The sequence below is a fragment of the uncultured Cloacibacillus sp. genome (assembly GCF_963926575.1).
Lineage (GTDB): Bacteria > Synergistota > Synergistia > Synergistales > Synergistaceae > Caccocola > Caccocola faecigallinarum.
The window spans coordinates 430,657-456,456 of sequence record NZ_CAWUXW010000001.1 but is presented as its reverse complement, the minus strand read 5'-3'; the positions used below and the strand labels follow the sequence as shown (position 1 = coordinate 456,456).

The window sequence follows — 25,800 nt, the reverse complement described above, 5'->3', positions numbered from 1 at the left end:
GCGATGACGAACAGACTTTACGTTATAGGAGCGGGGCCGGGCGACCCGTCGCAGCTCACGCTCGCGGCCTCGGAGACGATAGCGCGCTGCCGCTGCGCCGTCGCCGCGTCGCGCCACGCTGGGCTCGCCGCGGAGTGCGCGAAGCTCGTGCCGCTGCGCGGCTTCGACGAGACCTTCGCCGCGATAGAGCGCGAGCTCGAGCTCGGCGACGTCGCCGTGATAGTCTCGGGCGACCCGGGGATTTACAGCCTCATGCCGCTTTTGAAGAAGCGCTTCCCGCACGCGGCGCTCGAGGTGCTTCCGGGCATAAGCTCATTGCAGAGCCTATGCGCCGAAGCCGCGGAGACCTGGGAGAGCGTGAGGATACTTTCGGGCCACGGGCGCGGCATCAGCGAAGCGAAGGTGCTGACGACGGTCGACCGCAGCAGGACGACGGCTTTCTTCTGCGGCACGGACAAAAATCCGCGCTGGTTCTGCTCGCTGCTCGCCTCGCGCGGCCTCGATCACGTCAACGTCACGGTCGGCGAGCGGCTCAGCTACGCGGACAAGAAAATTACGCGCGGGCGGCCCTCCGAGCTCGCGGGCATGGATTTCGACGGCTTGTCGATAGTTCTCGCCGTCAACCCGAATCCGTCGCCCGAGCCGAAGCTTCTGCCGCGCGACGAGGATTTCATCCGCACGAAGGTGCCGATGACGCGCGAGGAGGTGCGCGCCGCCGTCCTCGCGAAGCTCGGGCTTTCGGAAGACTCCGTGCTCTGGGACATCGGCGCGGGGACGGGCTCGATTTCCGTCGCCGCGGCGATGATATGCCGCGAGGGCGAAGTCCACGCCGTCGAGATAAACGACGAGGCGCACGCGCTCGAAGCCGAGAACGTGAAGAAGTTCCGCCTCTTCAACGTGACGCTGCACAAGGGGAGCGCGCTTGAGACGATAGGCCGGCTTCCGCGCCCGACGCACATATTTGTCGGCGGCTCGGGCGACGAGCTGCCGGAGCTGCTCGCGCGCGCCGCGGAGCTCGAGGGCGTCCGCGTCGTAGTCTCCGCCGTGACGCTCAAAACTTTCAGAATCGCATCGGTTATACTCGGCGGCGAAACGTTCAAGGACTTCGACGCCATTCAGATAAACGTCAGTAAAATGAAGAAGCTCGGGGAGAGCGAGGTCATGACCGCGCAGAACCCCGTCGCGATATTCTCCGCCACAGCGCGCGGAGCTTTGAGAGAGGGATAGAAGATGATACATTTCGTCGGAGCCGGCCCCGGAGCGCCGGACCTTATAACGCTGCGCGGGGCGAAGCTGCTCGGCGAGGCGGGCATGATAATCTACGCGGGCTCGCTCGTCAACAAAGAGCTGCTCGCGCTCGCGAAGCCGGGCTGTCCGGTATACGACAGCGCCTCGATGACGCTCGACGAGGTCGTCGAGAAATTCCGCGAGGCCGAGGCCGCTGGTGTCGACACGGTGCGGCTGCACACGGGCGACCCGTCGATATACGGCGCGATACGCGAGCAGATGGACAGGCTCGAAGCGCTCGGCATAGAGTACGACGTGACGCCGGGCGTCAGCTCCTTCTGCGCGGCGGCGGCCGCGGCGCGCGCCGAGTACACGCTGCCGGGCGTGAGCCAGACGGTCATCATCACGCGTATGGAGGGGCGCACGCCTGTGCCGGAGAAGGAAAAAATCCGCTCGCTCGCCTCGCACCGCGCCTCGATGGTGATGTTCCTCTCGTCGGGCATGGTGAAGGAACTTTGCACCGAGCTGATAGCGGGCGGCTACGCGCCCGAGACGAAGGCCGCGATGGTCTACAAGGCTTCGTGGCCCGAGCAGCGCGTGATTCGCTCGAACCTGACCGAGCTTCCAGCCGAGGCGGAGAAGTACGGCATTAAGAACACGGCGCTCATAATGGTCGGAGATTTCCTGGGAGACGAGTACGAGCTCTCGAAGCTCTACGACAAGCACTTCTCCCACGGCTTCCGCAAGGCGTCCGCATGAAGGCCGCCGTCGCCGCGTTCTCCGAGAAAGGCATAGAGACGGCGCGCGCCGTCGCGCGTCTGCTCGGCGCCGACGTCTGGGTTCCGGCCCGCTACGCGCGTCCAGGGCTGCGCGTTATCGAGCCGGGCCTCAACGAATGGGCGGGCGCGCGCTTCGCGGACTGCGGCGCGCTCGTATTCGTCTCGGCCTGCGGCATCGCGGTGCGCGCAATCGCGCCGTTCGTCAGAAGCAAGGCGGAGGACCCCGCGGTCGTCGTCCTCGACGAAGCGGGGGAGAACGTCGTCTCGCTGTTGTCGGGACACCTCGGCGGCGCGAACGAGCTCGCGAAGGAGATTGCGGCGGCGGTCGGAGGGCGTGCCGTCATAACGACGGCGACGGACGTGCGCGGAGTGACGGCGGTCGATTCGTGGGCCGTCGCCCACGACTGCGCCGTCGAGAACATTCACGCGGTGAAGGAAATTTCGTCGGCCGCGCTCGCTGGGCGCGAAATCGGCGTCGCGGTGACGGAGGAGCTTACGCCAGCACCGTGGCCCGTGACGCTGTGGCTGCGTCCGCGCGTTCTCGTGCTCGGCGTCGGCTGCAAACGCGGCGCGGAGTTTTCGGCGCTCGCCGAAGCCGCGGAAGAGTTCCTCGAAGAATCGGGCGTCTCGCCGCTTTCGCTCGCGGCGGTCGCTTCGATAGACATCAAGAAGGACGAAGCCGCGATTATAAAGCTCGCGGAGAAATATAAAGTCCCGTTCGTCACCTACAGCGCGCAGGAGCTGAACGGCGCGCGCGGGCGTTTTTCATATTCGGAGAGAGTGGAGAGGGAGACGGGCGTCGGCTGCGTCTGCGAGCGGGCCGCGGCGCTCGCCGCGGAGGGCGGCGTCCTCATGAGGGGAAAGACGATTTATCCGGGCGTGACTCTCGCCCTTGCGAAGCACAGGAGGAAGGTTCAATGAGACTTATGGCGGCTGGGCTCGACCAGCGCGAATCGGCGCTCGAAACGCGCGAGCGCTTCGCCTTCACGGCGTCGGCGGCCGAGGATTTCATGCGCGAGATGAAGGGGCGCGGCGTGGAATCCGTGCTGCTTTCGACCTGCAACAGAACGGAGCTCTTCGTCTTCGCGGACGAGGACCCGCGCGACATACTGCGCGAGGCGCGCGGAGACGCGGATTTCTTTTTCTTCGAGGGCGCGGGCGCGGTGCGCCACGTCTTCGAGGTAGCGGCGGGGCTGCGCTCGCAGATACCCGTCGAGGATCAGATACTCGGGCAGATGAAGAACGCGCTCGCTGCGGCGCGCTCCGTCGGAAGCTGCGGCCCTACGCTGAGCCGCCTCTTCCAGGGCGCGATATCCGCGGGCAAGGACATCCGCACGGAGTTCAAGAAGCGCCCGCACGAGACCTCCGTCGCGCAGCGCGCGGTGCGCAAGGTGCGCGAGGCGCTCGGCGGCCTCGAGGGGGCCGACGCGCTCGTCGTCGGCAGCGGGGAGATAGGTATGCTCTGCGCCTCGATGCTCGCGGCCGAGGGCGCATCCGTGACGATGACGCTGCACCGCCGCCGCAAGGACGGCATGAAGCCGCCGAAGGGCGTGCGGCTCATCTCCTACGACGACCGCTACGAGGCGGCGAAGAGCAGCAGCGTAATAGTCGGCGCGACGGCGAGCCCGCACTACGTGCTTCTTGCGAAGGACTACGAAGCGCCCGCGGGCGGCGCGGTCATAGCCGACCTCGCGGTGCCGCGCGACATAGAGCCCGCGATAGGAAATTTTCCGAACGTCACGCTCTACGACATGGACTCGCTCGGCTGCGACGCTCTGCCCGCGGACCTGCGCGCGGCGATAGAGCGCATAATGGACGAACATATATCGCGCTTCTACGAGTGGCACCACATCCACGAATGCATGCCGATGATAGAGGAAATCCGCTCGTTCGCGGAGCGCGAGATGGCGGCGGAGCTTTCGGGCTCGGCCTACGACTGCGACGCGGTGCGCGAAGCGTCGCGCAACATGATAAACAAGCTTTTATTCTCGCTGAAGGAAAAGGTGGACATGGACATGGCTAAAAATTGCTACAGCGCGCTCGCGAAGGCGGCGAAGGGATGATTTACGTCGTCGGCCTCGGTCCGGGCAACGAGGACCAGATGACGCCGCGCGCGCTCGCGGCGCTCGAGAAGTGCGACATTATAATCGGATACAAGGCTTACATAGAGCTGGTGCGCCATCTCTTCGAGGGGCGCAAGGAGCTTGTCGCCTCGCCGATGAAGGGCGAGACGGAGCGCTGCCGCAAGGTGCTCGAGCTTTCGAAGCAGGGACGCACGGTCGGCCTCATATCGAGCGGCGACCCCGGCGTCTACGGCATGGCGGGCATCATGCTCGAAATTGCGAACGGCGAAGCCGAGGTCGAGATAGTGCCTGGCATGACGGCGGCCTCGACAGCGGCGGCCGTGCTCGGCGCGCCGCTGATGCACGACTTTGCGGTGATAAGCCTCAGCGACCTGCTCACGCCGTGGGAGCTTATCGAGAAGCGTCTGCGCGCGGCCGCCGCGGCGGACTTCGTAATCTGCCTTTACAACCCAGCGAGCCGCGGACGCCCGGAGCACCTCGCGCGCGCCTGCGCGATACTCATGGAGGAAAAGCCCGCCGCTACGCCCGCGGGCTGGGTGCGCAACGCGGGACGCGACGGCGAGACCTTCGGCGTCACGACGCTCGGCGAGCTGCCGAAAGCGCCGATAGATATGTTCTGCACCGTCATCGTCGGCAACAGCGCGACGCGCGAGCTCGGCGGACGGCTCGTCACGCCGCGCGGCTACAAGGATTAAGATGAAGCAGAAGCTCCTGCTCTTCGGCGGCACAACCGAGGCGCGCGAGATAGCCGAAAGCGGCCTGCCGATGATCTGCTGCGTCGCGACGGAGTACGGCGCGGAGGTGCTTCACGAAGCGCCGGGCCTCGACGTTCGGACCGGGCGGCTCGACGCGGCGGGGATGGCGGCGCTGATGCGCGAAGAGGAAATCACCGTCGTCGCCGACGCTACGCATCCCTATGCGCGCGCCGTGACCGCGGAGATAAAAAAGGCCTGCGCCGAAACTGGCGCGGACTACATGAGAATCGTCCGCGCGCGCACGCCGCTGCCGGACGACGCCGTAATCGTCGGAAGCTGCGCCGAGGCGGCGAATCTGCTCGACGGATGCGAAGACCGCGCGCTCGTCGCGACCGGGAGCAAGGAGCTGGACGTTTTCACAAAAGTACACGATTACCGCGAGCGCATATTCCCGCGCGTGCTTCCGTCGAAAGACGTGATAGAGCGCTGCGCGGCGCTCGGCTTCGGCCCGGGACAGATAATCGCGATGCGCGGGCCTTTCTCGGCGGCGATGAACGTCGAGCTGCTGCGCATGACGGGCGCGACGGTGCTCGTAACGAAGGACGGCGGCGCGACGGGCGGAATGCCCGAAAAAATAGAGGCGGCGCGCGAAACGGGCGCGCTGCTCATAGTCGTCGGGCGCGCGGAAGAAGAGGGGCTGACGGCGCGCGAGGCGCTGCTCGCGCTGCGGCGCAGGCTCGGCGCGGCGCGTCCGCCGCTTTTCCCGATGCTCACGGATATCGAAAAAAGAAAGGCCGTCATAGCGGGCGGCGGCCATATCGCGCTGCGCCGCGCGCGCACTCTCGCGAAGTGCGGCGCGGAAGTCCACGCCGTCGCGCCGGATTTCGACGGCGGCTTCGACGGCGAAGGCTTTATACTTCATAGGAAAAACTGGGAAACTTCCGACGGCGCGGGCGCTTTCATGATAATCGCCGCGACGGACGACCGAGCGCTCAACCATAGGATAGGCACCGAGGCCAAGGCCGCCGGCGTGCCGGTCAGCGTAGCGGACGCAGCGGAGGAATGTTCGTTCTATTTTCCGTCGCTCGTGACGGCGGAGGAAACGGCGGTCAGCGTCTCCGCCGGCGCGCTTTCGCCGAAGCTGACGCGCCGCCTTGCGGACCGCCTGCGCGAAGTGTGGCCTGCGTGGGTCGCGGAAGAAAAGTCAAAATTAGAAGAAGAGGAATCGAAATGACAAGAGTGATCCGTTTCGGAAGCCGCAAAAGCGCGCTCGCCCTCGCGCAGACCCGCCTCGTCATGGCGGCGGTAGAGGCGGCGGACCCTGAGATAAAAGCCGAGCTCGTGCCGATGACGACGACGGGCGACGTGAACATGAAGCCATTTTCCGAGGCTTCCGATAAATTCGGCATAAAGGGGCTCTTCACGCAGGAGCTCGAAGAGGCGCTGCGCAGCGGCGAAATAGACGTCGCAGTCCATAGTCTGAAAGACGTGCCGATGTATCCGAACGACGAGCTGCCGATAGTGGCCTATTCGAAGCGCGAGGACGCGCGCGACGCGCTCGTGCTTCCCGAAGGCGCGGCGGAAATCTCCGATGCTCTGCCGCTCGGCTGCTCGTCTGCGCGCCGCCGTCTACAGCTCGCGAAGCTCTTTCCGGGCATGCGCGTCGAGCCTGTGCGCGGCAACGTCAACACGCGGCTGCGCAAGCTCGACGAAGGGCAGTTCTCCGCGCTCGTGCTCGCAGCGGCGGGGCTCATACGCATCGGCCTGGACGGCAGGATTACGCGGTATTTCTCGACGGACGAGATAATCCCAGCGCCGGGGCAAGGAATCATGGCCTGTCAGGGGCGCGCGGGAGAAAGCTACGACTACCTCGACGCGGTGCGCTGTGAGGCGGCGGCCTGCTGCGCGCGCGCGGAGCGCGGATTTTCGGCGGAGCTCGGCGGCGGCTGCACGGCCCCCGTCGGAGCGTACGCGGAGATAATCGACGGAGAATTGACGCTTCACGGCTTCTACGCCGATGAAGCGGAAGGGATATACAGAGAAGGGCGCGCCTGCGGGCGGCCCGAGAACGCCGAAGAGCTCGCGCGCGGCCTCGCGCGCAGGCTGAGGGAGGGAAAGTGATGACGGCCGGCAAGGTTTGGCTCGTCGGCGCGGGCCCGGGAGACGCGGGGCTGCTGACGCTGCGCGGGCGCGAGGTCATGGAGCGCGCCGACGCGATAGTATTCGACAGGCTCGTCGGCGACGGAGTGCTCGCGATGATGCCCGAGCGCGCCGAGAAGATAAACGTCGGCAAGGAGGGCGGACGCCACCCCGTGCCGCAGCGCGAGATAGAAAAGATACTCGTCGAGAAAGCTCTCGAAGGAAAGAACGTCGTGCGCCTGAAAGGCGGCGACCCCTTCGTCTTCGGACGCGGCGGCGAGGAGATAGAGGCGCTGAAAAAAGAAAATATAGAGTTCGAGGTCGTTCCGGGCGTGACCTCTGCGATAGCCGCGCCCTCGGCCGCGGGCATACCCGTCACGCACCGCGGCCTCGCGGCCTCGCTGCACATAATCACGGCGCACACAAAGGAGGGCGGCATAGCCGACACGGACTACGCCGCGCTCGCGCGCCTCGGCGGAACGCTGCTCTTCCTCATGGGCGCGTCGGCGTTGCCCGACATCTGCGCCGCGCTGACGAAGGCGGGCATGTCGCCCGACACCCCCGCCGCCGCCGTAGAGCGCGGGACGACCGCGCGCCAGCGCCGCATCGAAGGCACGCTCGGCACGCTTACCGAAATCGCGAAGCGCGAGGAGCTGCGCTCGCCAGCGATAATAATCGTCGGCGCGGTCGCGGCTCTCGGAAAAGAATTTGAATGGAAGAAATTCCTGCCGCTTTCTGGCCGTAAACTCATAGTCACGCGCCCGCGCGGACGCGCTGGAAAACTTTCCGAAAAACTGCGCGCGCTCGGAGCCGAGGTTGTTGAATGCCCCTGCATCTCGACGCGCACGATGGACGTGACGCTGCCGCCGCTCGGCGGTTATGCGTGGCTCGGCTTCACGAGCGCGACGGGAGTCGAGAGCTTTTTTGAACTTCTCGCAAAAGAAGGGCGCGACGTGCGCGAGATCGGAAGCGCAAAAATCGCGGCTATCGGCGGCGCGACCGCCGAAGCCCTGCGCGCGCGCGGCCTCGCGGTCGATTACGTGCCTGCGGTCTACGACGGCGCGTCGCTCGCGGACGGCCTCGCGCCGCTCGCCGCTGGCGGGAAAATTTTAATGCTGCGCGCGAAAGACGGCTCGCCCGAGCTGACTGCGCATCTTCGCGCCGCGGGCGCGGACTTTACAGAATTTGCGCTTTATGAGACAACTTACGAAAAGCCCGCCGTCCTTCCCGACGGCGCGGACGCGGCGCTATTCACGAGCGCGTCCACGGTGCGCGGCTTCGCCGCGGCCTTCGGCGGCCCCGTTGTGAAGACCGCCTGCTGCATAGGGCGGCAGACCGCCGAGGAGGCCGCGAAGCAGGGCTTTGAAGAGATAAGGACCGCCGAGAAGGCGACCCTCGATTCGCTTATAAAAACACTGGAGGTTGATGAAAAATGATATTCAGGCCGAGAAGACTAAGAAGAACCGCGGCGATACGCGACATGGCGGCCGAGACAAGGCTCTCTCCCTCTATGCTCGTTTACCCCGTATTCATACGCGAAGGCAAAAACATAATCGAAGACATACCCGCGATGCCGGGGCAGAAGCGCTACAGCCCCGACACCTTCCCGAAATTCCTCGAAGAGACGGCGAACGCCGGAATAAAGTCGATACTCCTCTTCGGCCTCCCCGAGCACAAGGACGAGTGCGGAAGCGGCGCGTGGGACGAAAACGGCGTCATCCAGCAGGCGCTGCGCGTCGGAAAGAAAAACTTCCCCGAGATGACCTTCATCTGCGACGTCTGCCTCTGCGAGTACACCTCGCACGGCCACTGCGGGCTGCTCAAGGGCGAGACGGTGGACAACGACCCGACCGTCGAGCTGCTCGCTAAGACGGCGCTCTCGCAGGCTCAGGCCGGAGCCGACGTCGTAGCTCCGTCTGACATGATGGACGGGCGCGTCGGCGCGATACGCGAGGCGCTCGACGCGGCGGGAATGGACGAGACGATAATCTTCTCCTACGCCGTCAAGTACGCCTCCGCCTTCTACGGCCCGTTCCGCGAGGCAGCGGGCTCGACGCCGGCCTTCGGCGACCGCCGCAGCTACCAGATGGACCCGCGCAACGTGCGCGAGGCTCTGCGCGAAGCGGAGCTCGACATAGACGAGGGCGCGGACATGATAATGGTCAAGCCCGGCCTGCCCTACCTCGACGTGCTCTCGAAGGTGAAGGAAGCCTTCGACGTGCCGACGGGGGCCTACTGCGTCAGCGGCGAGTACTCGATGATAAAGGCCGCCGCGGCGAACGGCTGGCTCGACGAAGAGCGCGTCGTCGCCGAGAGCGCCGTCTGCCTCGCGCGCGCGGGCGCTGACATAATCGTTACCTACTTCGCGCCGGAGCTTGCGAAGATGATGAAGGAGGGGCGGCTCTAATGGACCGCAACGCCGAACTCTTCGCGCGCGCCGAGCGGCTGATCCCCGGCGGCGTCAACAGCCCCGTCCGCGCCTTCAGGAGCGTCGGCGGCACGCCCGTATTCGCCTCGCGCGCCAAAGGGCAGTACCTCTGGGATGAAAACGGAAAAAGATACACGGACTATATAGGCTCTTGGGGACCGATGATTCTCGGCCACGCCTACGAGCCCGTCGTCGAAGCCGTGAAGAAGGCCGCGGAGCTCGGCACGAGCTACGGCCTGCCGACAGAGGCCGAGGTCGAGATGGCGGAACTCGTCTGCTCGCTCGTCCCCGGCGTCGAGATGGTGCGCATGGTTTCGTCGGGCACGGAGGCCGTGCTCTCGGCGCTGCGCGTCGCGCGCGGCTTCACGGGGCGCGAGCTCATCGTGAAATTCGAGGGCTGCTACCACGGCCACTCGGACTCGATGCTCGTCAAAGCCGGCTCCGGCCTCGCGACCGCGGGCCAGCCAGACAGCGAGGGCGTCACGCGCGGCACGGCGGAGACGACGCTGACCTGCGCCTACAACGACGCGGACGAGCTTGAAAGAATATTCGCCGAGCACGGCGAGCGCATCGCCGCCGTCATCGTCGAGCCCGTCGCCGCGAACATGGGCGTCGTCCTTCCTGAAGACGGATACGACCCCATGCCCGAATGCGGCGAGTGGGAGGAGCATACGCACTGCGGACGGATGATTCCCGGAAAAAAAGGCTTCCTTGAAAGATTGCGCGAGATAACGACGCGTTACGGCGCGCTTCTCATCTTCGACGAGGTCATCACGGGCTTCCGCCTCGGCATAAACTGCGCCTCTGGCTACTTCGGCGTCACGCCGGACCTCTCGACCTTCGGAAAGATAATCGGCGGCGGCCTTCCCGTCGGCGCTTACGGCGGACGGCGCGACGTCATGAGCTGCGTCGCCCCGATAGGCCCCGTCTATCAGGCTGGGACGCTCTCCGGCAACCCCATTGCGATGGCGGCGGGGCTGACCGCGCTCAAAACTCTGCGCGACAACCCGAATATATACAGAGACCTCAACTACCTTCGCGCCTCGCTCGGCGCGGGGCTCGCTGCTATGTTCGCCGAGAAGGGCGTCCGCGCCTTCGTGCAGGGCATAGAGTCGCTCTCGACGGTATTCTTCACGGAAAAGCCGGTATTCTGCTACGCGGACGCGAAAAAGAGCGACACTGCGCGCTACGCGAGATTCTTCAACGGAATGCTCAGCCGCGGCGTGCTCATGGCGCCGTCGCAGTTCGAGGCGATGTTCCTCTCCGCGGCACACACGAACGACGACGTGGAACAGTTCCTCGACGCGGCGAAGGCGACGATAGAGACGGAAGGCTTTTAATGCGTAAGGGCGAAGTCCAGATTTACACCGGCGACGGAAAGGGCAAATCGACGGCGGCCTTCGGCCTCTGCCTGCGCGCGCTGGGCCACGGCCACCGCGTGCGCGTCGTGCAGTTCCTCAAGGCCGAGCGCTGCGGCGAGCACGTCATGGCGGAGAAAATCGGCCTGAAGGTATCGCAGTGCCCGATGGGACGCAAAAGCGGCCCGTGCGCCCGTCCCTGCCCGCTCTTCATCGAGGCCCAAAAAATCCTCGAAGAGAACGCCGCCGACCTGCTCGTGCTCGACGAGCTGATGGCGGCGATCCGTCACGGCTGCGTGACGCTGGACGAAGCCCTCTCGCTTCTCGACAAACGTCCCGAAAATACCGAAATCGTGATGACGGGCCGCCGCGCGCCGCGCGAGCTGGCCGAGCGCGCGGCCCTCGTCACATCTATGGAAAAGGTCAAGCATTTCTTCGACGCCGGAGTTCCCGCGCGCGAAGGCATTGAATACTGAAACGGCGGTGAATTTTATGAAAGGCGTCATGGTACAGGGCACGAGCAGCGACAGCGGAAAAAGCTTCATCGCGACGGCGCTCTGCCGCATCTTCTCCGACATGGGCTACAACGTCTGCCCCTTCAAATCACAGAACATGTCAAACAACTCGTACGTCACTGCGGACGGCCTCGAAATGGGCCGCGCGCAGGGCGTGCAGGCCGAGGCGGCGCGCGTCGAGCCGCAGGCCTTTATGAACCCGATACTGCTCAAGCCGCGCAAGGACGTTTCGTCGGAAATCGTCCTCATGGGCAAAGTTTACGACGCGCCCTGCGACAAGAATTATTACAAAGACTTCACGATGGGCAAGGGCATCGAAACGGTGCGCGAAGCCCTTTCGATAATAGATAAGAACTTCGACCTCATGGTATGCGAAGGCGCGGGCAGCCCCGCCGAGATAAACCTGAACGCGGGCGAGATAGCGAACATGCGCGTCGCGCGCGAGGCCGACGTGCCCGTTATTTTGGTAACCGACGTGGACCGCGGCGGCTCTCTCGCCTCCGTCGTCGGCACGCTAGAATTGCTCGGCGAGGACAGGAAGCGCGTCAAGGGCATAATCTTCAACAAATTCCGCGGCGACATATCGCTCTTCCAAGACGCCGTAGCGTGGACTGAAAAGCACACCGGCGTCAAGGTCGTCGGCGTCATGCCGTGGCTCACCGACATAATCATCGAGGGAGAGGACATCCTCAGCCTCAACTGGAACAGCGGAAGCGGCGGCTGCGGCGAAAAGCTGCGCGTCGGCGTCGTGAAGTTCCCGCGCGTGTCGAACCACACGGACATCGAGGCCTTCCGCTTCGAGCCCGACGTCGAGATAGTCGAGCTCTCTTCGCCCGCGCAGCTCTCGCGCCTCGACGCCGTCGTCCTGCCAGGCACGAAGAGCACCGTGCTCGACATGAAATATCTCATCGACAGCGGCCTCGCGGAGGGCATCCGCCGCTTCTACGCGAACGGCGGCACGGTCTACGGCCTCTGCGGCGGCTACCAGATGATGGGCGAAAAGATAGACGACAGCCACCTGCGCGACAACGACAAGATTCCCGAGATAGAGGGGCTCGGCCTGCTGCCCGCGCTCACGACCTTCGGCGAGGAAAAGACAGTCATTCGCCGCCGGGGGCGCGCGATTCATCCGTACTTCACGGAGGAGACGCCCGTCGACGGCTACGAGATACACTTCGGCATCACGCGCCCGACGGGCGGCGACACGAAATTCGCGCCGCTCTTCGAGCTCGACGGACGCGAGGACGGCCTCGCGGACGCTGAGCTGCGCGCCGCGGGAAGCTACCTGCACAACGCCTTCCACAACGACAAATTCCGCGCCGCGTGGCTCAACGCGCTGCGCCGCCGCCGCGGCCTGCCAGAGCGCGAGCCCGTCTCCACGACCGCCGCGAAGGAAGCCGCCTACGACGCGCTCGCCGCGCACGCGCGCAAAAACCTCGACATCGACTACATAGTGAAAATTTCGGGAGTGAAATAAAATGAAGACGGCGGAGCGCCCGCGCATACTCATCGCCGCGGCGCACAGCGGCAGCGGCAAAACCACGATAACGAGCGGAATCGTCGCGGCGCTCGCCGCGCGCGGCCTGCACGTCCACCCGTACAAAGTCGGCCCGGACTACATCGACCCGGGCTATCTCGCGCTCGCCGCGGGCTCGCGCGCCGACAACCTCGACACGTGGCTCACGGGCGAGGAGACGATGAAAAAAATATTCATCTCCGCCTCGCGCGGCGCGGACCTCTCCGTCATAGAGGGCGTCATGGGCCTCTACGACGGCGGCCGCGGCGGCGTCAGCAGCACCGCGCAGATAGCGAAGGCGCTGCGCGCGCCCGTCATCCTCGTCATAGACGTGCGCTCGATGGGCGAAAGCGCCGCCGCGATAGCGAAGGGCTTCCGCGACTACGACCCGGATGTGAACATCTGCGGCGTAATCGTCAACCGCTACGGCTCAGACAGCCACCGCGCGATGGTCACGGAGGCGATAGAGCGGCTTGCCCTTCCCGTCGTCGGCGCGGTGCCGCGCGACAAAGCCGCCGAAGTGCGCGAGCGCCACCTCGGCCTGCTCCCGGTCGAAGAAAACGACAACCGTGAACACATCGAAAACGTCCGCCGCATGATAGAGCCCGCGATAAACTTCGACAAACTGCTCGAACTCGCGCGCTCCGCGCCGCCGCTCGAAGAGACGGACGAGCCGCGCGCCGCGAGCCCGCGCGTAAAAATCGCCGTCGCGCGCGACGAAGCATTCTCCTTCTACTACCCCGAGAGCCTCGCCGCGCTCGAAGCCGCGGGCGCGGAAATCGTGACCTTCAGCCCGCTGAATGACGAACGCATCCCCGAGTGCGGCGGCCTCATCTTCGGCGGCGGCTTCCCCGAAATATTCGCCGCGCGCCTCGCCGCGAACAAAACCATGAAAGAGTCGATCGCGCGCGCCGCGGCGGACGGAATGCCCATATACGCCGAATGCGGCGGCTTCATGTACCTCACGCGCGAAATAAAAGACTTCGAAGGCGCGGCGCACGAAATGTGCGGCATCATCCCGATGAGCTGCAAAATGAACGACCGCCTGCGCACCGTCGGCTACGTCATGGCGCACGCGCTGCGCGGCACGGTGATCGCCGCGGAAGGCGAAGAGCTGCGCGGACACGAATTCCACTTCTCCAGCGCCGAACCGCTCGAAGAAATCCCGAACGCCTTCCTCTTCACCAAAAACCGCACCGGCGACACCTACCCCGCCGGCTACGCGACCGAAAACGTCCTCGGCTCCTACCTTCACCTCCACTTCGCCGGCTTCCCGAAAGCCGCGGAAAGGTTTGTGGAAAAGTGTGCGGGATATAAAAAATCGAAATAAACCCGCACCGGCGGATAAAATAACAAAAACCAAGCGGCTCGGAACGTCCGGGCCGCTTGGCATATTGAGGAAAATCGAGAGGGTTGGACAGCCTTATCGTGAATTTACGAGAGACAATACCTCTTCAACTTCCGGCATCACGCAGAGCGCTCCACGGCGCGTCGTGACGATGGCGGCCGCGGCGTTTGCGAAGGCGAGCAGTTCCGTCAGGCGCGCTTCGTTTAGCCCGTCCAGGCCGTATTTCAGGACGAAATGGACTGCGCAGCCGCCGAAGGTGTCTCCCGCGCCGGTCGTGTCGACTGTGCCGGGCATACGGAATGGGTGGGCGAATACTGACGTTCCGCGATAGAAGGCACGGCTTCCATCCGGCCCCATGGTGGCGAGCACGAGGGGGATATTCCAGCGAGACAAGAGAATTTCGACGCCGCGGCAAACATCTTTCTCGCCCGTCATAAATTCTATTTCGTCGTTAGATATTTTTAAAACGTCGCACACCGACAGCCCATAGGCGATTTGTTCCCTTGCGCTTTCGGCGTCGGGCCATAGGTTCAAGCGCAGATTCGGGTCGAAGGAAATTACGCAGCCGTTGCGTTTCGCCTGTTCCACCGCGGCGTAAGTGGCCGACCGCGCAGGCTCCGACGCGGCGGACAGCGTGCCGAAGTGAAAAACGCGCGACGAAGCTATCTTCGCCATGTCGACCTCTTCCGCGCGAAGCGCCAGGTCCGCCCCCGGATTTCGATAGAACGCAAATTCTCTGTCCCCGTCCGGCGTATTATGCACTACCGCCAGAGTAGTCGGGACTTCAGCGTCGTATATGACGCCGGAAACGTCTATGCCCGCGCCGGCGGCGCGTTCGCAAAGCATCCTGCCGAAAACGTCGTCGCCGACTTTCCCTATAAAAGCAGTCCGGCGTCCCAGCTTCACAAGCATCGCCAAAAAGTTGCACGGCGCGCCGCCGGGGTTGGCCTCGAACAATAAATTGCCGCGCCCGTTGACGCCGCTCTCCGTAAAATCTACAAGCAGCTCGCCCAACGCGGTTACATCGTAGTTCTGTGAAATTGACATTTTTTGAAATTCCCTCTGCCTCACGTGCCTGAGCTTAAAGCGGCGGCAAAATCCTATAGCTGTGGTTTACTGCTTTATACAATTCGTTCAAGCGCCGCAGTCTTCTCCTGTCTCTCTTCCATGAAATTAGCTGACGGAATCATTATAACAGAGCGGCGCGCCGGTGCGCGCGGCTTGACATATACGCGGCGGCGGTGGAATATAGCTTTGTACTGTCAATTTATCGCTGCGGCAATTTTTACGGGAGAATCAGAAAACCATGAAACGAATCAAAGTAATAGGACGCGCGAACATCGCGAACGAAAAAGGCAAACTTAAGAGCGACGAAGAGCTGCGCGCCGCGGACGGCTTGTTTGAAAGCTGGGAGGTCGAGCTTGAGGACTGGGAGCCGGTGCGCGACGCGGCGCTCGCGCTTATCGACGACCTGAAACAGCGCCGCCGCGCCGCACTCTGGGACGGGACGTTCGAAGTCGTCGACGCCGCCACCGGCGAGCGCATCGACATAGAAAAAGAACAGTCGCAGGTAAACTTCATGCAGTCCGCCCAACGCTTCGCAATGGAGCAGGAGACGCTGGAGAACATGGCCTTCCAGATGGGAATGGGGCCGGAGTATAAAAAGGAAGAGTTTTAGACATATTCGTCTAATGTTATATGTTTACTTAGTTCACAACAAGAACTATGTTATGATAGCAATTTTATGATCTTTATCTTTTGCACTCATAATGGTTTGTTATAATCTATTAATTGTTCGTGTTAGAAGATAAAGCCATAAAAATTGTCATGGTGACATGAATTTTTTATAAAGTTAAGTAAATATATATTGAAAATAAAAATATTAATTGTTATATTATAAATAAGCGTGTGGCAAGATTATGTGCTCGTGCTTCGCGAGTGTTGACCAAAATGGTAGGAGCTGTTGCGCTCATCCATCTGACATCTATGTAGAATCGTATATACTGCATAATGAGTTGCCACACGCGTTTTTGTTGTGGAGGATTTATGAAAAGTTTTTGTGAAGTTACTAATCGAAATGAGTTAGCGGATTTCTTAAGAATTCGCAAAAGCACGTTAACGTATGTACTATATGTTAGACAAGTTGATAATTTATACAACTCTTTTACTATTCCCAAAAAAGATGGAAGTCTTAGGCAAATTAGTTCTCCACATGTAGTATTAAAAAAAATACAAAAGAAATTGGCTAATGCATTATGGGAATATCAGCTGACTATATGGAAGAAACGAAATATACATCCCAATATGTCTCATGCCTTTGAAAAACATAAAAGCATTATCACAAATGCGACGATTCATAAGAATAAACGATTTATCTTAAATTTAGATTTAGAAAATTATTTTGATAGCTTTCATTTTGGCCGAGTAAAAGGATATTTTGAGAAAAACAATAATTTTTTGCTACCTACATCAGTAGCTACTATTCTTGCTCAGTTAACTTGTTATCGTGGCACTTTGCCACAAGGAGCGCCAACATCTCCGATTATTACTAACATGATTTGCCAAATATTAGATAATAGATTGTTAAAAATTGCAAAAAAATATAAAGCAGACTATACACGATATGCTGATGACTTAACTTTCTCGACAAATAGGAGAGACTTCTTAGAAGATTACAGTGATTTCTATCGTGATATTACAAGGGAAATAGAAAATGCCGGATTTAAAATAAATGATAAAAAACAGAGGCTATTCTTTAAGGACTCTAAGCAAATAGTAACTGGCCTAGTTGTCAATGATAGAGTCAATATTGACCATATATACTATAAAAAAACAAGAGCTATGGCGCATAGACTGTATACTACAGGGCAATATGATTTAAATGGTTCTGCCGGAACGATCGAACAATTAGAAGGCCGATTTTCATTTATAAACTGTCTTGACCATTACAATAATAGACTTAATAATGCAGGATATGGTTTAGACAAACTTAATGGACGGGAAAGAGAGTATCAAAAATTTTTGTTTTATAAATATTTATATGCACACAATATGCCTTTAATTATCACAGAAGGTAAAACAGATATATTGTTGTTAACAGCAGCGTTAAAAAAAATGTATACGGAATACCCAAATTTAATCATTAAAGTTGATGATAATACAGCCTTTTGGTTAAATATATCGTTTTTACACCGAAGTCAACGTCTACATTACTTTCTAGGAATGAGCCAAGATGGTGCAGATGCAATGCAAAGTATCTATAAATTTTTTATAGATGATAATAAGGATAGAAAACGTTATCCTAATTATGCCTCTTATTTCTATAATATATGTCAACATAAGCCGCTGAACCCAGTGTTTCTCTTATATGATAATGAGATGTGTAGTAAAAATAAGCCGTTATATAAGTTCGTAAATAGTCAAAAAATATCTGATGATCAAAGAAAAAATTTACAACACGATTTATATTTAGAGTTAATAAAAGATAGAAATATATTTTTATTAACATTACCTTTATTGGGCGAAGCTAAGGAATGTGAGATAGAAGACCTAATTGATGAGGCAATATTAGAAACTATAATTGATGGTAAATCTTTTTCTCGTAACAGTGAATTTGATACAACACGTTTTTATGGGAAAGAAATTTTTTCAAGATATGTAGCGTCACATTACAATGAAATAAATTTCGATAATTTTAAGCCACTATTTAATGCTATAGATGAAGTAATCAGATATTATCATAGTTCTTAGGTGTTATAATTTTTCTTTTTTGTTTATAAATTATATAAAATATTTACAAATCATTCTCTGGTCGTGCATAAAATCGATAACCTTCTTTTTTGCGACATCATCTAAATCTTGTAGCAGAATAAATATCTCTTTATCCAGAGTGTTTGCTGAATTATGAGCATAAACACCTTGGATACTTTTGTCGTCATTGTTGATGGAGTCAAAATTAGATGGATTGGGCATTCCAAACTCTTCATACGCTAGATCGATAACGGAGCATTTCAGCGCTTTGGCTATATCGCGTAGCACGGCAAACGACATCTCGTTTGTGCCGTTTTCGTACTGACATAATGTAGTCGGCCTCACATTTATCATTCTCGCTAAAGCTCGTTGTGTGAGCCCAAGTCTTTTGCGGCGAATACGGATTTCTTTTCCAAGCACTGTTATCACCCCTTATCCGTTTTACCTCTGCTTACTCTCTTAAACTAATATCTCATGAAACATGAATTATCTACTTGATAGTTTATGATTTATAAATATTATGATTCATGAATCATAAATATTTTTTTGTTTTGCCACGCTGTAACCATTTGGCGGAAGGGCGTACATGTATATTGAATTTTGCCAATATAAGGCGGTGATTATCAAATAATCATATCGTCAATAACATCACTATGCAAAATTACTAGTCTACCCATTTACCTAATATCAAAGGAGGAACAGTAATCATGAGCGAAGTGAAGATCCAGAAAGCCAACAACATGCCGGTCCAGTCGCCGCTTGTGCCGGAGCCTATGGTGCCGTACAGCTGCAAGAACAGCGGAACGGTCTACGCTATGTGCGAGGTGAACGAGGAGACTGTGCGCAGACACTTGGCTCCGACGCCTTTCGAGTATGTGAGCAATCTCTGCATGATTTATGTGAACAACTTCCTTGAGAGCCCCGAGCTCCCTTATATGGATTCAGGCATTATCTTCACTGTCAAGTACAAGGATATGTACGGCGGCTACTATATGTACGAGTGGGAAGACAACGACGTAGCGATAGCCACCGGACGCTATTGGGGCTATCCTAAGAAATACGCCTGCATGGAGCTTGAGAAGAACGGCGATTATGTCCACGGTACTACGACAAGAAAAGGCGTGCGCCTCATAGACATCGAGGTGGACCTCTCGAAGCCTGTCGAGAACGTCCCCTCGCTTCAAAAGACCTTCCCGCATCTCAACCTTTTGACGATACCGAACCCGGACGGCCCTGGAATTTTCTCGCAGCGCGTCACGGCAAGGGATAACTCCTCTACCTGCAAGACGCTTTCCAATCAGTACGGAGAAGCGAAGGTCACGCTCCAGTGCTCGCCGAACGATCCGATCGGAGACTTCATGCCGGTCAAGGTCCTTGGCGGTGGTTACTCAGTCACTGACTTCCTTGCCACAATGGAGAACGGCTGGGCGAAGGTCATAGACACCCTTATCTAATCCGCCTCAAACTTCTTGCCGCGCAGGGTGAATATTTCCCCTGCGCATCTTTGTATTTTTTGTACCACGCATAGGAGGTTAGAAAGTTGGAAAGAAAAAATTTCCTGACTGTATTTATCCTTTCAGGCGCATATTTGGCTTATCTCGCAGGCTCCGGCTTTGGCAGCGGACAGGAGATGATGCAGTACTTCACGTCGTTCGGCTACATTGGGATAGCGGGCATACTTATAAGTGCCGTTCTGTGGAGTTCATACGCGGCGTTCATCGTTAAGGATTCGAGAGATTTCGGCCTTACGTCGCTGCATCAAGTGTATCTTTTCTATTGCGGCAAATATTTGGGCAACGCGCTGTTCGGTTTCTCGCTCGCCTATCTTTTCTGCATGGCGAGCCTGATGATAGCTGGCTCCGGCGCGGCCTTTGCGCAGTATTTCCATGTCGGCGACGAAGTCGGGCGCATAATCATGACTGTTATGGTGCTTATAACAGGGCTTTTCGGAATGCGTAAAACGGTGGACGTTATAGGCGCGCTCGGGCCGTGTATCATCGTATTCGTCGTCCTCATCGCGGCGATATCGCTAGCGAACGGAGCAAATACGCTTGAAGCCGGCGACGCTTACGTGAAGAGCCACGACCTTCTCAAGCCGAGCGAGAATTGGCTGTGGGCTGCGATAATGTATTTCTCCTACTGCATTTTGTTCCAAGCCGCATATCTTTCGGGCGTTGCATCTACGAACCCCGCGACGACGAAACAGCTCGTGCAGAGCGTAATTATAGGTGCTGTTATATACGTCATAGCGTCAATACTGATGATGCTCGCCTTCGTCGCGAATATATCGATACTCGACGGCATGGAGGTGCCGAATCTATATCTCGGCGATAAGATAAATCCGTTCCTGGGCGCAATATACGGTGTGATACTGCTCGCGGCACTCTACACGACGACGGCCCCGCTCGTATGGTCGGTCACCAATGTTTTTGCGCAGGAAAAGACGAAGAAATATCCTTGGGTGATAGTCGCCGTCTCTGTGCTTGCCTACTTCAGAAGCGGCTTCAGCTCGTTCTCGGTGCTCGTCAATCTTGTTACGAAGATAGCCGCATACGTCGGGATTCTCTATATAGTCCCGGTGTTTTATGTGAAGTTCATCAAAAAGCCGAAACCTGAGCAAAGCGTGTAAAAAGTAGATTTGTCATACACGGGCCGTCTCGCAGCGACGCGGGGCGGTTCGTCGTTTATTTGCGCCTGCGCAGTATTTCGTAGTAATTTGTCACGGCCTTCTGGTCGCGGACGTATGAGAGAACCTTTTCTTTCACTATAGCGTCTAGGTCTTTAAGCAGCTTTACTATCTCGGCCTCGGTTTGGTCTGTGAATATTGGCTCGACATGTATGGCTTCGGCTGCGCCGCTCTCGTTTGAGGCGTGGGGTTCACTGTTGCGCGGCATACCCAGCTCGTCGTAGGCGAGATCGGCGGCGGAGCATTTCAGCACTTCGGCGATATTTTTCAAAACAGCGAACGACATCTCGTTTGTGCCATTTTCGTACTGGCACATTGTCGTCGGCTTAACGTTTATGAGAGCGGCTAAAGCCTTCTGCGTAAGCCCCAGCCTTTTGCGCCTTGCGCGTATCTCTTCACCTAACATGAAACGGGCATTCCTCCACAATGTTTATGTTTTATAAATAGCACGAATGAGGAATCAAAAAGTTTGATGTTCTTGTTTTATAAATAAAATTATGTGTTAATCGTGAATTATAAACAACACTTATGATTTACTGGAAATATGAATAAAAATAGAGATGTTTTTGTATAATATCACTGGATAAATAAATATAAACAACATTAATGGAACGGCGATGATATAGATGGATATTGCAAAACTCCTTGATGCAAAAGAGGGCGAGAATATAGAGTTTAAAGAGGCGAAGGAGAGCTTTGACGAAGAAAAGCTCATGCGGTATGGCTGCGCTTTGAGCAACAGCGGCGGCGGGAAAATCGTCTTCGGAATTACGGATAAAAGGCCGCGGCAGGTCGTTGGAAGTAGGGCATTCCCTCAACCAGAGAATACTCGAAAGAATCTTTCAAACGTTTTAGGTATCAAAGTCGATTTTGAATTGGTGGATTTCAACGGTCTGAGAGTACTGGTATTCGAGTTTGCGTCGCGTCCTTTCGGCCTTCCTGTGCAGAGGAAAGGCGTGGCATGGTGGCGCGACGGTGAAAGCCTCGTGCCTATGCCTTCGGAGGTACGCCGCGATATTTATAACGAGTCGGGGCATGATTTCTCTGGCGATATTTGCCCGAACGCTTCCATCGCAGATCTCGATAAGCAAGCAATAGACGTTTTCCGTAAGACATGGGCCGAAAAGCGAGGGCTGACGCAGGCCCGAAATCTTTCATACGAGCAGCTTCTTGAGGACTGCGAGGCCACAGTAGATGGTAAGGTAACATACGCGGCTCTTATTTTATTTGGTACGCGCAAGGCGCTTGGAAAGTATCTTTCGTTGTCGGAGACGATTTTTGAATATCGTTTGTCCGACGCCTCCGGCCCGGCGCAGCAGAGAGAAGAATTTCGTGAAGGATTTTTTCTTTACTTTGACAGATTATGGAATTTAATAAATTTAAGAAACAATAAACAACATTATCAGGACGGTGCATTTATATTCGACATATCTACGTTTAACGAGCGCGTAGTACGCGAGGCGCTGCTGAACGCGGTATGCCACAGAAATTATCAGACGGGCGGCAGTATATTCGTCCGCCAATACGTCGACCGTCTCGTCATAGAAAGCCCCGGCGGCCTGCCGCGCGGCGTTACGCTGGATAATATACTGAAAAAGCAAAATTCACGAAACAAGCGCGTTGCTGAGATTTTGGCGAGGTGCGGCCTTGTGGAGCGTTCCGGTCAGGGTATGAACATCATATACGAGCAGAGCATACAGGAGGCGAAGCCGCTGCCAGATTTCACAGGCACGGACGAGTATTCATTTTTTATTACGCTCAACGGCATGGTGCTGGACAAAAACATTATATTGTTCCTTAGGAAAATTGGACAGGCGACCTTGGACAGCTTCTCGACGGAAGATTTTTTAGTGATAAATAATGTAGCCCACGGAGACAAAATTCCCAAAGATATGCTCGACGTTGCAGAGCATCTTATGAATATGGGGATAATCGAACGGGCTGCGAAGGACGGACATTATATTTTTGCAAGAAGGTATTACGAGAGTATCGGCAAAGCTGGAGATTACACTCGTTTGTCCGGCTTAGATAAAGGATATAACATTGGATTGCTTCTTAAGCATCTTGACGGAAGGGGAAGCTTTGGCGCTCCTTTGAGAGAATTACGGCAGGTGCTTCCGTCACATTCGCCTAGGCAAATCAGAACGTTGTTAGAGAGTCTGCGTTCGGATGGAAAAGTCGACGTAAAAGGAAAGGGGAATGGCGCACGTTGGATTTTGACCGCAGGATTGACGCATGAACAAACCAATAATAGGGCTGATAGGCTAATCGGAATAGAACCAATAGGGGCTAATAGTGATCCAATAGCACATAAAGATGAGCCAATCAGCCACAATAACGAGCCAATAGAGCCAATTCGCGAACCAATAAAAGCCAATAGCGGCGGCGGACGTTCCAATAAGGAAGGTCTTATGCGCTGCATTGCGGCGCATGACGGTATAGGTTTGAAAGCCTTGCAGGAGCTGCTTCCATCGATGTCTAAAGGGAAGATAAAGAGGTCCTTGCAGCGTTTAAAAGCAGAAGGGAAACTTGTCTCCAAAGGCCGAACGCGCGGCGCGCTTTGGTATTTAGCCCCAGAGGTAAAAGATGAACTATAATAAGCCAATGAAAGTCTAATTATAGGCCAATAGCACCGATACAAAAACCAATAACAGTCATCGGAGGTGACGCCCATGTACGATGAAACGCTGCCGGTCGTCGCGTTGATTTACGATTTCGACGGGACGCTGTCGCCGGGGAATATGCAGGAGTTCAGCTTTATAAAGGCGCTCGGGATGACTTCGGAGGAGTTCTGGCGCAGGTCGAACGAGCTGACGCGGAACAACGACGCGAACGGGATTCTGTGCTATATGAAGCTGATGCTCGACGAGGCGCAGTACCGGCATATTTCGCTGAAGCGCGAGTCGTTCCAGCGTTTCGGGCGCGAGGTGGAGTTTTATCCGGGCGTCGCCGAGTGGTTTTCTTTGGTGAACGGCTACGGGCGCGCGAAAGGCGTCGCCGTGCGCCATTATATAAATTCGTCGGGGCTGAAGGAAATGATCGAGGGCACGGCGATTGCGCGCGAGTTTGAGAACATCTACGCCTGTTCGTTCCTGTACGACGTGGACGGCAAGGCGGTATGGCCCGCGGTCGCGGTGGATTTCACGACGAAGACGCAGTTCCTTTTCAAGATCAACAAGGGCATTTCGAGCGTGAGCGACAACAGCGAGGTGAACCGCTATATGCGCGAGGAGGAGCGGCCCGTGCCTTTCCGCCGCATGATTTATTTCGGCGACGGGCAGACGGACATCCCGTGCATGAAGATGGTGCGCCAGAACGGCGGCCATTCGATAGCGGTCTACGACCCGGCGAGCGCGGAGAAACGGCGTGCGGCGGAGCGGCTGATTCTGGAGGAGCGCGTGAATTTCGTCTGTCCGGCGGATTACCGAGAGGGCGGCGAGACGTATAACGTTGTGACGACGATTATCGACAAGATGAAGTACGATTACGAGTTCGAGCAGCTTCTGAAGAAGCACCGCGAGGCGGCGGAACGCGAGGCGTGAGTGTGCGTCATGGATAGGTTCATTTCATGCGCGAGCGTTAGGTCAGCTTATGACGGTTACGAATATTATACGGAGGGCCGGGTCGTCTCAGTCGAGCACAAAGGCGGCGGCGTTTACAGCGGCGTCGTGCGCGGGAGCGGAGACGCGGCGTACGACGTGACTGTCAATATAAAACGCCCGAGAAGCGGGAGCTGCACATGTCCGCACGCGGCGGGACGCAGGATAATCTGCAAGCACATGGCGGCGCTTTATTTCGCCGCGCTGCCTGAGCGCGCCGCGCAATACATAACTGAGGTTGAAGAGAACGAAGCCGAGGCGGAAGCCTATCAGGAAGAGCTCATGCGGCGTGTGGAAAGCTGTGTGCGCGGCATGAATAAGGCCGAGCTTCAGACGGCGCTGCTTCGCCTGCTGTTCGAAGGGCCGGAATGGCAGTACGAGCGTTTCGCGCGGGAATACGCGAAGGAATAGCGCGCCCGCGTGTTAGAGCGTGACACTGACAACGCAGGACGCCGCCGCTTTGAGATAAAGTCTCATCGCGGCGGCGTTGTCGTATAAAAAATCCGGCGGTTTCCATCGCCGGATTTCATGGCTTTGCGTTATACGTGAGCCTTTTATTCCCAGTTGTTTATGTCCGCCGCGGCGCCCTCGCCGTCTTCCTGGCCGTCGGCGCCGTAGGAGATTATGTCGAAGTCGCCGTGGTCGCCGGGGCAGATGTAGATGAAGTCGCGGCCCCACGCGTCTTTGGGCATTTTCTTCATGTAGCCGCCGTCGGCGTAGTTGAGCGGCTCGGGCGGCATCGTGGGCTTGGTTATTAGCGCGTCGAGCCCCTGCGAGGTGGTCGGATAGAAGCCGTTGTCGAGGTAGTAGAGGCCGAGTATCTGTTCGAGCTGCGCTATCTGGGTCTGGGTCGTCTTGCGCTTCGCCTCGTCGCTCTGGCCCATGAGCCGCGGGCCGACGAGCGCGGAGAGCAGCCCGATGATTACGACGACGACCATTATCTCGATGAGGGTGAAGCCTCTGCGTTTTTTCTGTTCCGTCATTTTCGCACCTCCGTGAATTTTCGCGTCCGTTTTATATTACAGCCCACGGCTTCAATTTTCAAGGACGGCCATGACGCGCGCGGGCGCGCCGTCGGCGTTGGCGAGCGGCATGGGCAGAGCGGCGAGCAGGAAGGTCTCTCCCGCGGGCAGCGCGTCGAGGCCGCGCAGGTTTTCTATTATGAGCGCGCCCGCGCCGAGCAGCGTTTTGTGTATCGGGCATTCCTCGCTTTCGACGCTGTCCGCGGATATAGTGTCGAAGCCGAAGCCGCGTATGCCGAGCGAGAGCGCGTACTGCGCGGCTTCGCATGAGAGCGCCGGGAAGCCCGCGAGATACTCCTCCGTCCCGAATTTATCCTCCCAGCCGGTGCGCAGCAGAAGGAAGTCCGCCTCTGCGAGCTTTTCGGCGTGCAGCGCGAGGTCGGCGATTTCAATCCCGCGTCCCGCCGCGCCGCGCGCGTCGGCAAGCAGCGCGAGGCCCCAGAAGGTTTCCGGCGGCATCATGTCGAGCGTGACGCTCTGCGAAGACATGTGCGCGGGCGCGTCCACGTGCGTCCCCGCGTGCGTGCAGAGCGATATGTTCGCGGTGCGGAATCCGTCGGCTTCGAGCCGTTCTATCTCCGGCGTCATGTCGCCCGGGAAACACTGCATCCCGGGCGTTATTGTGCGGCTCAGGTCTACTATTTTCAAATTTTT

At 57.5% G+C, this 25,800-nt stretch carries 25 protein-coding genes; 20 read left to right on the top strand and 5 right to left on the bottom strand.

All coding sequences use genetic code 11. The annotated features are described in order from the left end of the window. Positions 1-3: 3 nt before the first annotated feature. From cbiE to ABGT66_RS01990, 13 genes are read left to right on the top strand one after another with little or no spacing between them, the layout of a single operon-like run. The gene (cbiE, locus tag ABGT66_RS02050) at positions 4-1,227 is read left to right on the top strand and encodes a precorrin-6y C5,15-methyltransferase (decarboxylating) subunit CbiE (RefSeq protein WP_346688498.1); all 1,224 of its coding nucleotides are present in this window, start codon (positions 4-6) and stop codon (positions 1,225-1,227) included. A 3-nt stretch (positions 1,228-1,230) separates the two neighbouring features. Further along, on the top strand, positions 1,231-1,986 hold the full coding sequence (gene cobM, locus ABGT66_RS02045) for a precorrin-4 C(11)-methyltransferase (protein WP_346688497.1): 756 nt from the start codon (positions 1,231-1,233) through the stop codon (positions 1,984-1,986). Then, the gene (locus ABGT66_RS02040) at positions 1,983-2,927 is read left to right on the top strand and encodes a cobalamin biosynthesis protein (protein WP_346688495.1); all 945 of its coding nucleotides are present in this window, start codon (positions 1,983-1,985) and stop codon (positions 2,925-2,927) included. The genes cobM and ABGT66_RS02040 overlap by 4 nt, the downstream gene beginning before the upstream one ends. Continuing rightward, a complete protein-coding gene (locus tag ABGT66_RS02035) occupies positions 2,924-4,069 on the top strand; it encodes a hypothetical protein (RefSeq protein ID WP_303147261.1) in 1,146 nt (381 codons plus the stop codon). Before ABGT66_RS02040 ends, ABGT66_RS02035 begins: the two co-directional genes overlap by 4 nt. Continuing rightward, the gene (cobJ, locus tag ABGT66_RS02030) at positions 4,066-4,785 is read left to right on the top strand and encodes a precorrin-3B C(17)-methyltransferase (protein ID WP_346688494.1); all 720 of its coding nucleotides are present in this window, start codon (positions 4,066-4,068) and stop codon (positions 4,783-4,785) included. The genes ABGT66_RS02035 and cobJ overlap by 4 nt, the downstream gene beginning before the upstream one ends. A 1-nt stretch (position 4,786) precedes the next feature. Beyond that, complete coding sequence (gene cobK, locus ABGT66_RS02025) at positions 4,787-6,019, top strand: precorrin-6A reductase (protein WP_346688493.1); 1,233 nt, start codon at positions 4,787-4,789, stop codon at positions 6,017-6,019. Beyond that, positions 6,016-6,906 carry a hydroxymethylbilane synthase gene (hemC, locus tag ABGT66_RS02020; protein ID WP_346688492.1) on the top strand — a complete coding sequence of 297 codons (891 nt, stop codon included), beginning with the start codon at positions 6,016-6,018 and terminating at the stop codon, positions 6,904-6,906. The genes cobK and hemC overlap by 4 nt, the downstream gene beginning before the upstream one ends. Continuing rightward, positions 6,906-8,360, top strand: coding sequence for a uroporphyrinogen-III C-methyltransferase (cobA, locus tag ABGT66_RS02015; protein ID WP_346688490.1), 1,455 nt, complete (start codon positions 6,906-6,908; stop codon positions 8,358-8,360). Before hemC ends, cobA begins: the two co-directional genes overlap by 1 nt. Beyond that, positions 8,357-9,331 carry a porphobilinogen synthase gene (gene hemB / locus ABGT66_RS02010; RefSeq protein WP_300263641.1) on the top strand — a complete coding sequence of 325 codons (975 nt, stop codon included), beginning with the start codon at positions 8,357-8,359 and terminating at the stop codon, positions 9,329-9,331. Before cobA ends, hemB begins: the two co-directional genes overlap by 4 nt. Then, the gene (locus ABGT66_RS02005) at positions 9,331-10,692 is read left to right on the top strand and encodes a glutamate-1-semialdehyde 2,1-aminomutase (protein WP_346688487.1); all 1,362 of its coding nucleotides are present in this window, start codon (positions 9,331-9,333) and stop codon (positions 10,690-10,692) included. The genes hemB and ABGT66_RS02005 overlap by 1 nt, the downstream gene beginning before the upstream one ends. After that, the gene (locus ABGT66_RS02000) at positions 10,692-11,186 is read left to right on the top strand and encodes a cob(I)yrinic acid a,c-diamide adenosyltransferase (protein ID WP_346688485.1); all 495 of its coding nucleotides are present in this window, start codon (positions 10,692-10,694) and stop codon (positions 11,184-11,186) included. The genes ABGT66_RS02005 and ABGT66_RS02000 overlap by 1 nt, the downstream gene beginning before the upstream one ends. A 16-nt stretch (positions 11,187-11,202) precedes the next feature. Beyond that, positions 11,203-12,702, top strand: coding sequence for a cobyric acid synthase (locus ABGT66_RS01995; protein ID WP_346688657.1), 1,500 nt, complete (start codon positions 11,203-11,205; stop codon positions 12,700-12,702). Between the two features lies 1 nt (position 12,703). After that, complete coding sequence (locus ABGT66_RS01990) at positions 12,704-14,071, top strand: cobyrinate a,c-diamide synthase (RefSeq protein ID WP_346688483.1); 1,368 nt, start codon at positions 12,704-12,706, stop codon at positions 14,069-14,071. 93 nt (positions 14,072-14,164) lie between these two features. Here the strand turns inward: ABGT66_RS01990 and ABGT66_RS01985 are convergent, their stop codons facing one another. Beyond that, positions 14,165-15,136 carry a carbohydrate kinase gene (locus tag ABGT66_RS01985; protein WP_346688482.1) on the bottom strand — a complete coding sequence of 324 codons (972 nt, stop codon included), beginning with the start codon at positions 15,134-15,136 and terminating at the stop codon, positions 14,165-14,167. A 259-nt stretch (positions 15,137-15,395) separates the two neighbouring features. Here ABGT66_RS01985 and ABGT66_RS01980 point away from each other — a divergent pair, with 259 nt between their 5' ends. Then, the gene (locus ABGT66_RS01980) at positions 15,396-15,767 is read left to right on the top strand and encodes a hypothetical protein (protein ID WP_346688480.1); all 372 of its coding nucleotides are present in this window, start codon (positions 15,396-15,398) and stop codon (positions 15,765-15,767) included. A gap of 368 nt (positions 15,768-16,135) precedes the next feature. Further along, positions 16,136-17,839, top strand: a complete 1,704-nt coding sequence (locus tag ABGT66_RS01975; RefSeq protein WP_346688478.1) for a retron Ec67 family RNA-directed DNA polymerase/endonuclease — start codon at positions 16,136-16,138, stop codon at positions 17,837-17,839. Between the two features lie 30 nt (positions 17,840-17,869). On the opposite strand, the gene ABGT66_RS01970 is transcribed toward ABGT66_RS01975, so the two are convergent. Beyond that, positions 17,870-18,259 carry a helix-turn-helix domain-containing protein gene (locus tag ABGT66_RS01970; protein WP_346688476.1) on the bottom strand — a complete coding sequence of 130 codons (390 nt, stop codon included), beginning with the start codon at positions 18,257-18,259 and terminating at the stop codon, positions 17,870-17,872. Between the two features lie 287 nt (positions 18,260-18,546). Here ABGT66_RS01970 and ABGT66_RS01965 point away from each other — a divergent pair, with 287 nt between their 5' ends. Continuing rightward, positions 18,547-19,293: an acetoacetate decarboxylase family protein gene (locus ABGT66_RS01965; RefSeq protein ID WP_346688474.1), complete on the top strand. Its 747-nt coding sequence runs from the start codon at positions 18,547-18,549 to the stop codon at positions 19,291-19,293. A gap of 86 nt (positions 19,294-19,379) precedes the next feature. Then, positions 19,380-20,468, top strand: a complete 1,089-nt coding sequence (locus tag ABGT66_RS01960; RefSeq protein WP_346688472.1) for a hypothetical protein — start codon at positions 19,380-19,382, stop codon at positions 20,466-20,468. 55 nt (positions 20,469-20,523) lie between these two features. Here the strand turns inward: ABGT66_RS01960 and ABGT66_RS01955 are convergent, their stop codons facing one another. After that, on the bottom strand, positions 20,524-20,931 hold the full coding sequence (locus ABGT66_RS01955; RefSeq protein WP_346688471.1) for a helix-turn-helix domain-containing protein: 408 nt from the start codon (positions 20,929-20,931) through the stop codon (positions 20,524-20,526). Between the two features lie 220 nt (positions 20,932-21,151). Here ABGT66_RS01955 and ABGT66_RS01950 point away from each other — a divergent pair, with 220 nt between their 5' ends. The 3 genes from ABGT66_RS01950 to ABGT66_RS01940 all read left to right on the top strand — a co-directional run bounded on the left by ABGT66_RS01950 (position 21,152) and on the right by ABGT66_RS01940 (position 24,535). Beyond that, positions 21,152-23,122 carry an ATP-binding protein gene (locus ABGT66_RS01950; RefSeq protein WP_346688469.1) on the top strand — a complete coding sequence of 657 codons (1,971 nt, stop codon included), beginning with the start codon at positions 21,152-21,154 and terminating at the stop codon, positions 23,120-23,122. 75 nt (positions 23,123-23,197) lie between these two features. Next, positions 23,198-24,067 carry an HAD family hydrolase gene (locus ABGT66_RS01945; RefSeq protein ID WP_294195008.1) on the top strand — a complete coding sequence of 290 codons (870 nt, stop codon included), beginning with the start codon at positions 23,198-23,200 and terminating at the stop codon, positions 24,065-24,067. A 9-nt stretch (positions 24,068-24,076) separates the two neighbouring features. After that, a complete protein-coding gene (locus ABGT66_RS01940; protein WP_346688467.1) occupies positions 24,077-24,535 on the top strand; it encodes an SWIM zinc finger family protein in 459 nt (152 codons plus the stop codon). 143 nt (positions 24,536-24,678) lie between these two features. Here the strand turns inward: ABGT66_RS01940 and gspG are convergent, their stop codons facing one another. Both gspG and ABGT66_RS01930 read right to left on the bottom strand, forming a co-directional pair. Beyond that, on the bottom strand, positions 24,679-25,107 hold the full coding sequence (gene gspG, locus ABGT66_RS01935) for a type II secretion system major pseudopilin GspG (RefSeq protein WP_294195012.1): 429 nt from the start codon (positions 25,105-25,107) through the stop codon (positions 24,679-24,681). 51 nt (positions 25,108-25,158) lie between these two features. Then, positions 25,159-25,794 (bottom strand): cyclase family protein, encoded by a 636-nt coding sequence (locus tag ABGT66_RS01930; protein ID WP_346688465.1) that lies wholly within the window; start codon positions 25,792-25,794, stop codon positions 25,159-25,161. Positions 25,795-25,800 lie beyond the last annotated feature (6 nt).

Excerpts from the sequence above, each read along its gene's own strand:
- cbiE (WP_346688498.1), top strand. The coding sequence starts at position 4 with ATGACGAACAGACTTTACGTTATAGGAGCGGGGCCGGGCGACCCGTCG.
- gspG (WP_294195012.1), bottom strand. The coding sequence starts at position 25,107 with ATGACGGAACAGAAAAAACGCAGAGGCTTCACCCTCATCGAGATAATG.
- ABGT66_RS01990 (WP_346688483.1), top strand. The coding sequence starts at position 12,704 with ATGAAGACGGCGGAGCGCCCGCGCATACTCATCGCCGCGGCGCACAGC.
- ABGT66_RS01945 (WP_294195008.1), top strand. The coding sequence starts at position 23,198 with ATGTACGATGAAACGCTGCCGGTCGTCGCGTTGATTTACGATTTCGAC.
- cobM (WP_346688497.1), top strand. The coding sequence starts at position 1,231 with ATGATACATTTCGTCGGAGCCGGCCCCGGAGCGCCGGACCTTATAACG.
- ABGT66_RS01955 (WP_346688471.1), bottom strand. The coding sequence starts at position 20,931 with ATGTTAGGTGAAGAGATACGCGCAAGGCGCAAAAGGCTGGGGCTTACG.
- ABGT66_RS01950 (WP_346688469.1), top strand. The coding sequence starts at position 21,152 with ATGGATATTGCAAAACTCCTTGATGCAAAAGAGGGCGAGAATATAGAG.
- ABGT66_RS01985 (WP_346688482.1), bottom strand. The coding sequence starts at position 15,136 with ATGTCAATTTCACAGAACTACGATGTAACCGCGTTGGGCGAGCTGCTT.
- cobJ (WP_346688494.1), top strand. The coding sequence starts at position 4,066 with ATGATTTACGTCGTCGGCCTCGGTCCGGGCAACGAGGACCAGATGACG.
- ABGT66_RS01995 (WP_346688657.1), top strand. The coding sequence starts at position 11,203 with ATGAAAGGCGTCATGGTACAGGGCACGAGCAGCGACAGCGGAAAAAGC.
- ABGT66_RS01940 (WP_346688467.1), top strand. The coding sequence starts at position 24,077 with ATGGATAGGTTCATTTCATGCGCGAGCGTTAGGTCAGCTTATGACGGT.
- ABGT66_RS01965 (WP_346688474.1), top strand. The coding sequence starts at position 18,547 with ATGAGCGAAGTGAAGATCCAGAAAGCCAACAACATGCCGGTCCAGTCG.
- ABGT66_RS02000 (WP_346688485.1), top strand. The coding sequence starts at position 10,692 with ATGCGTAAGGGCGAAGTCCAGATTTACACCGGCGACGGAAAGGGCAAA.
- hemB (WP_300263641.1), top strand. The coding sequence starts at position 8,357 with ATGATATTCAGGCCGAGAAGACTAAGAAGAACCGCGGCGATACGCGAC.
- cobK (WP_346688493.1), top strand. The coding sequence starts at position 4,787 with ATGAAGCAGAAGCTCCTGCTCTTCGGCGGCACAACCGAGGCGCGCGAG.
- cobA (WP_346688490.1), top strand. The coding sequence starts at position 6,906 with ATGACGGCCGGCAAGGTTTGGCTCGTCGGCGCGGGCCCGGGAGACGCG.
- ABGT66_RS01980 (WP_346688480.1), top strand. The coding sequence starts at position 15,396 with ATGAAACGAATCAAAGTAATAGGACGCGCGAACATCGCGAACGAAAAA.
- ABGT66_RS02040 (WP_346688495.1), top strand. The coding sequence starts at position 1,983 with ATGAAGGCCGCCGTCGCCGCGTTCTCCGAGAAAGGCATAGAGACGGCG.
- ABGT66_RS02005 (WP_346688487.1), top strand. The coding sequence starts at position 9,331 with ATGGACCGCAACGCCGAACTCTTCGCGCGCGCCGAGCGGCTGATCCCC.
- ABGT66_RS01975 (WP_346688478.1), top strand. The coding sequence starts at position 16,136 with ATGAAAAGTTTTTGTGAAGTTACTAATCGAAATGAGTTAGCGGATTTC.
- ABGT66_RS02035 (WP_303147261.1), top strand. The coding sequence starts at position 2,924 with ATGAGACTTATGGCGGCTGGGCTCGACCAGCGCGAATCGGCGCTCGAA.
- hemC (WP_346688492.1), top strand. The coding sequence starts at position 6,016 with ATGACAAGAGTGATCCGTTTCGGAAGCCGCAAAAGCGCGCTCGCCCTC.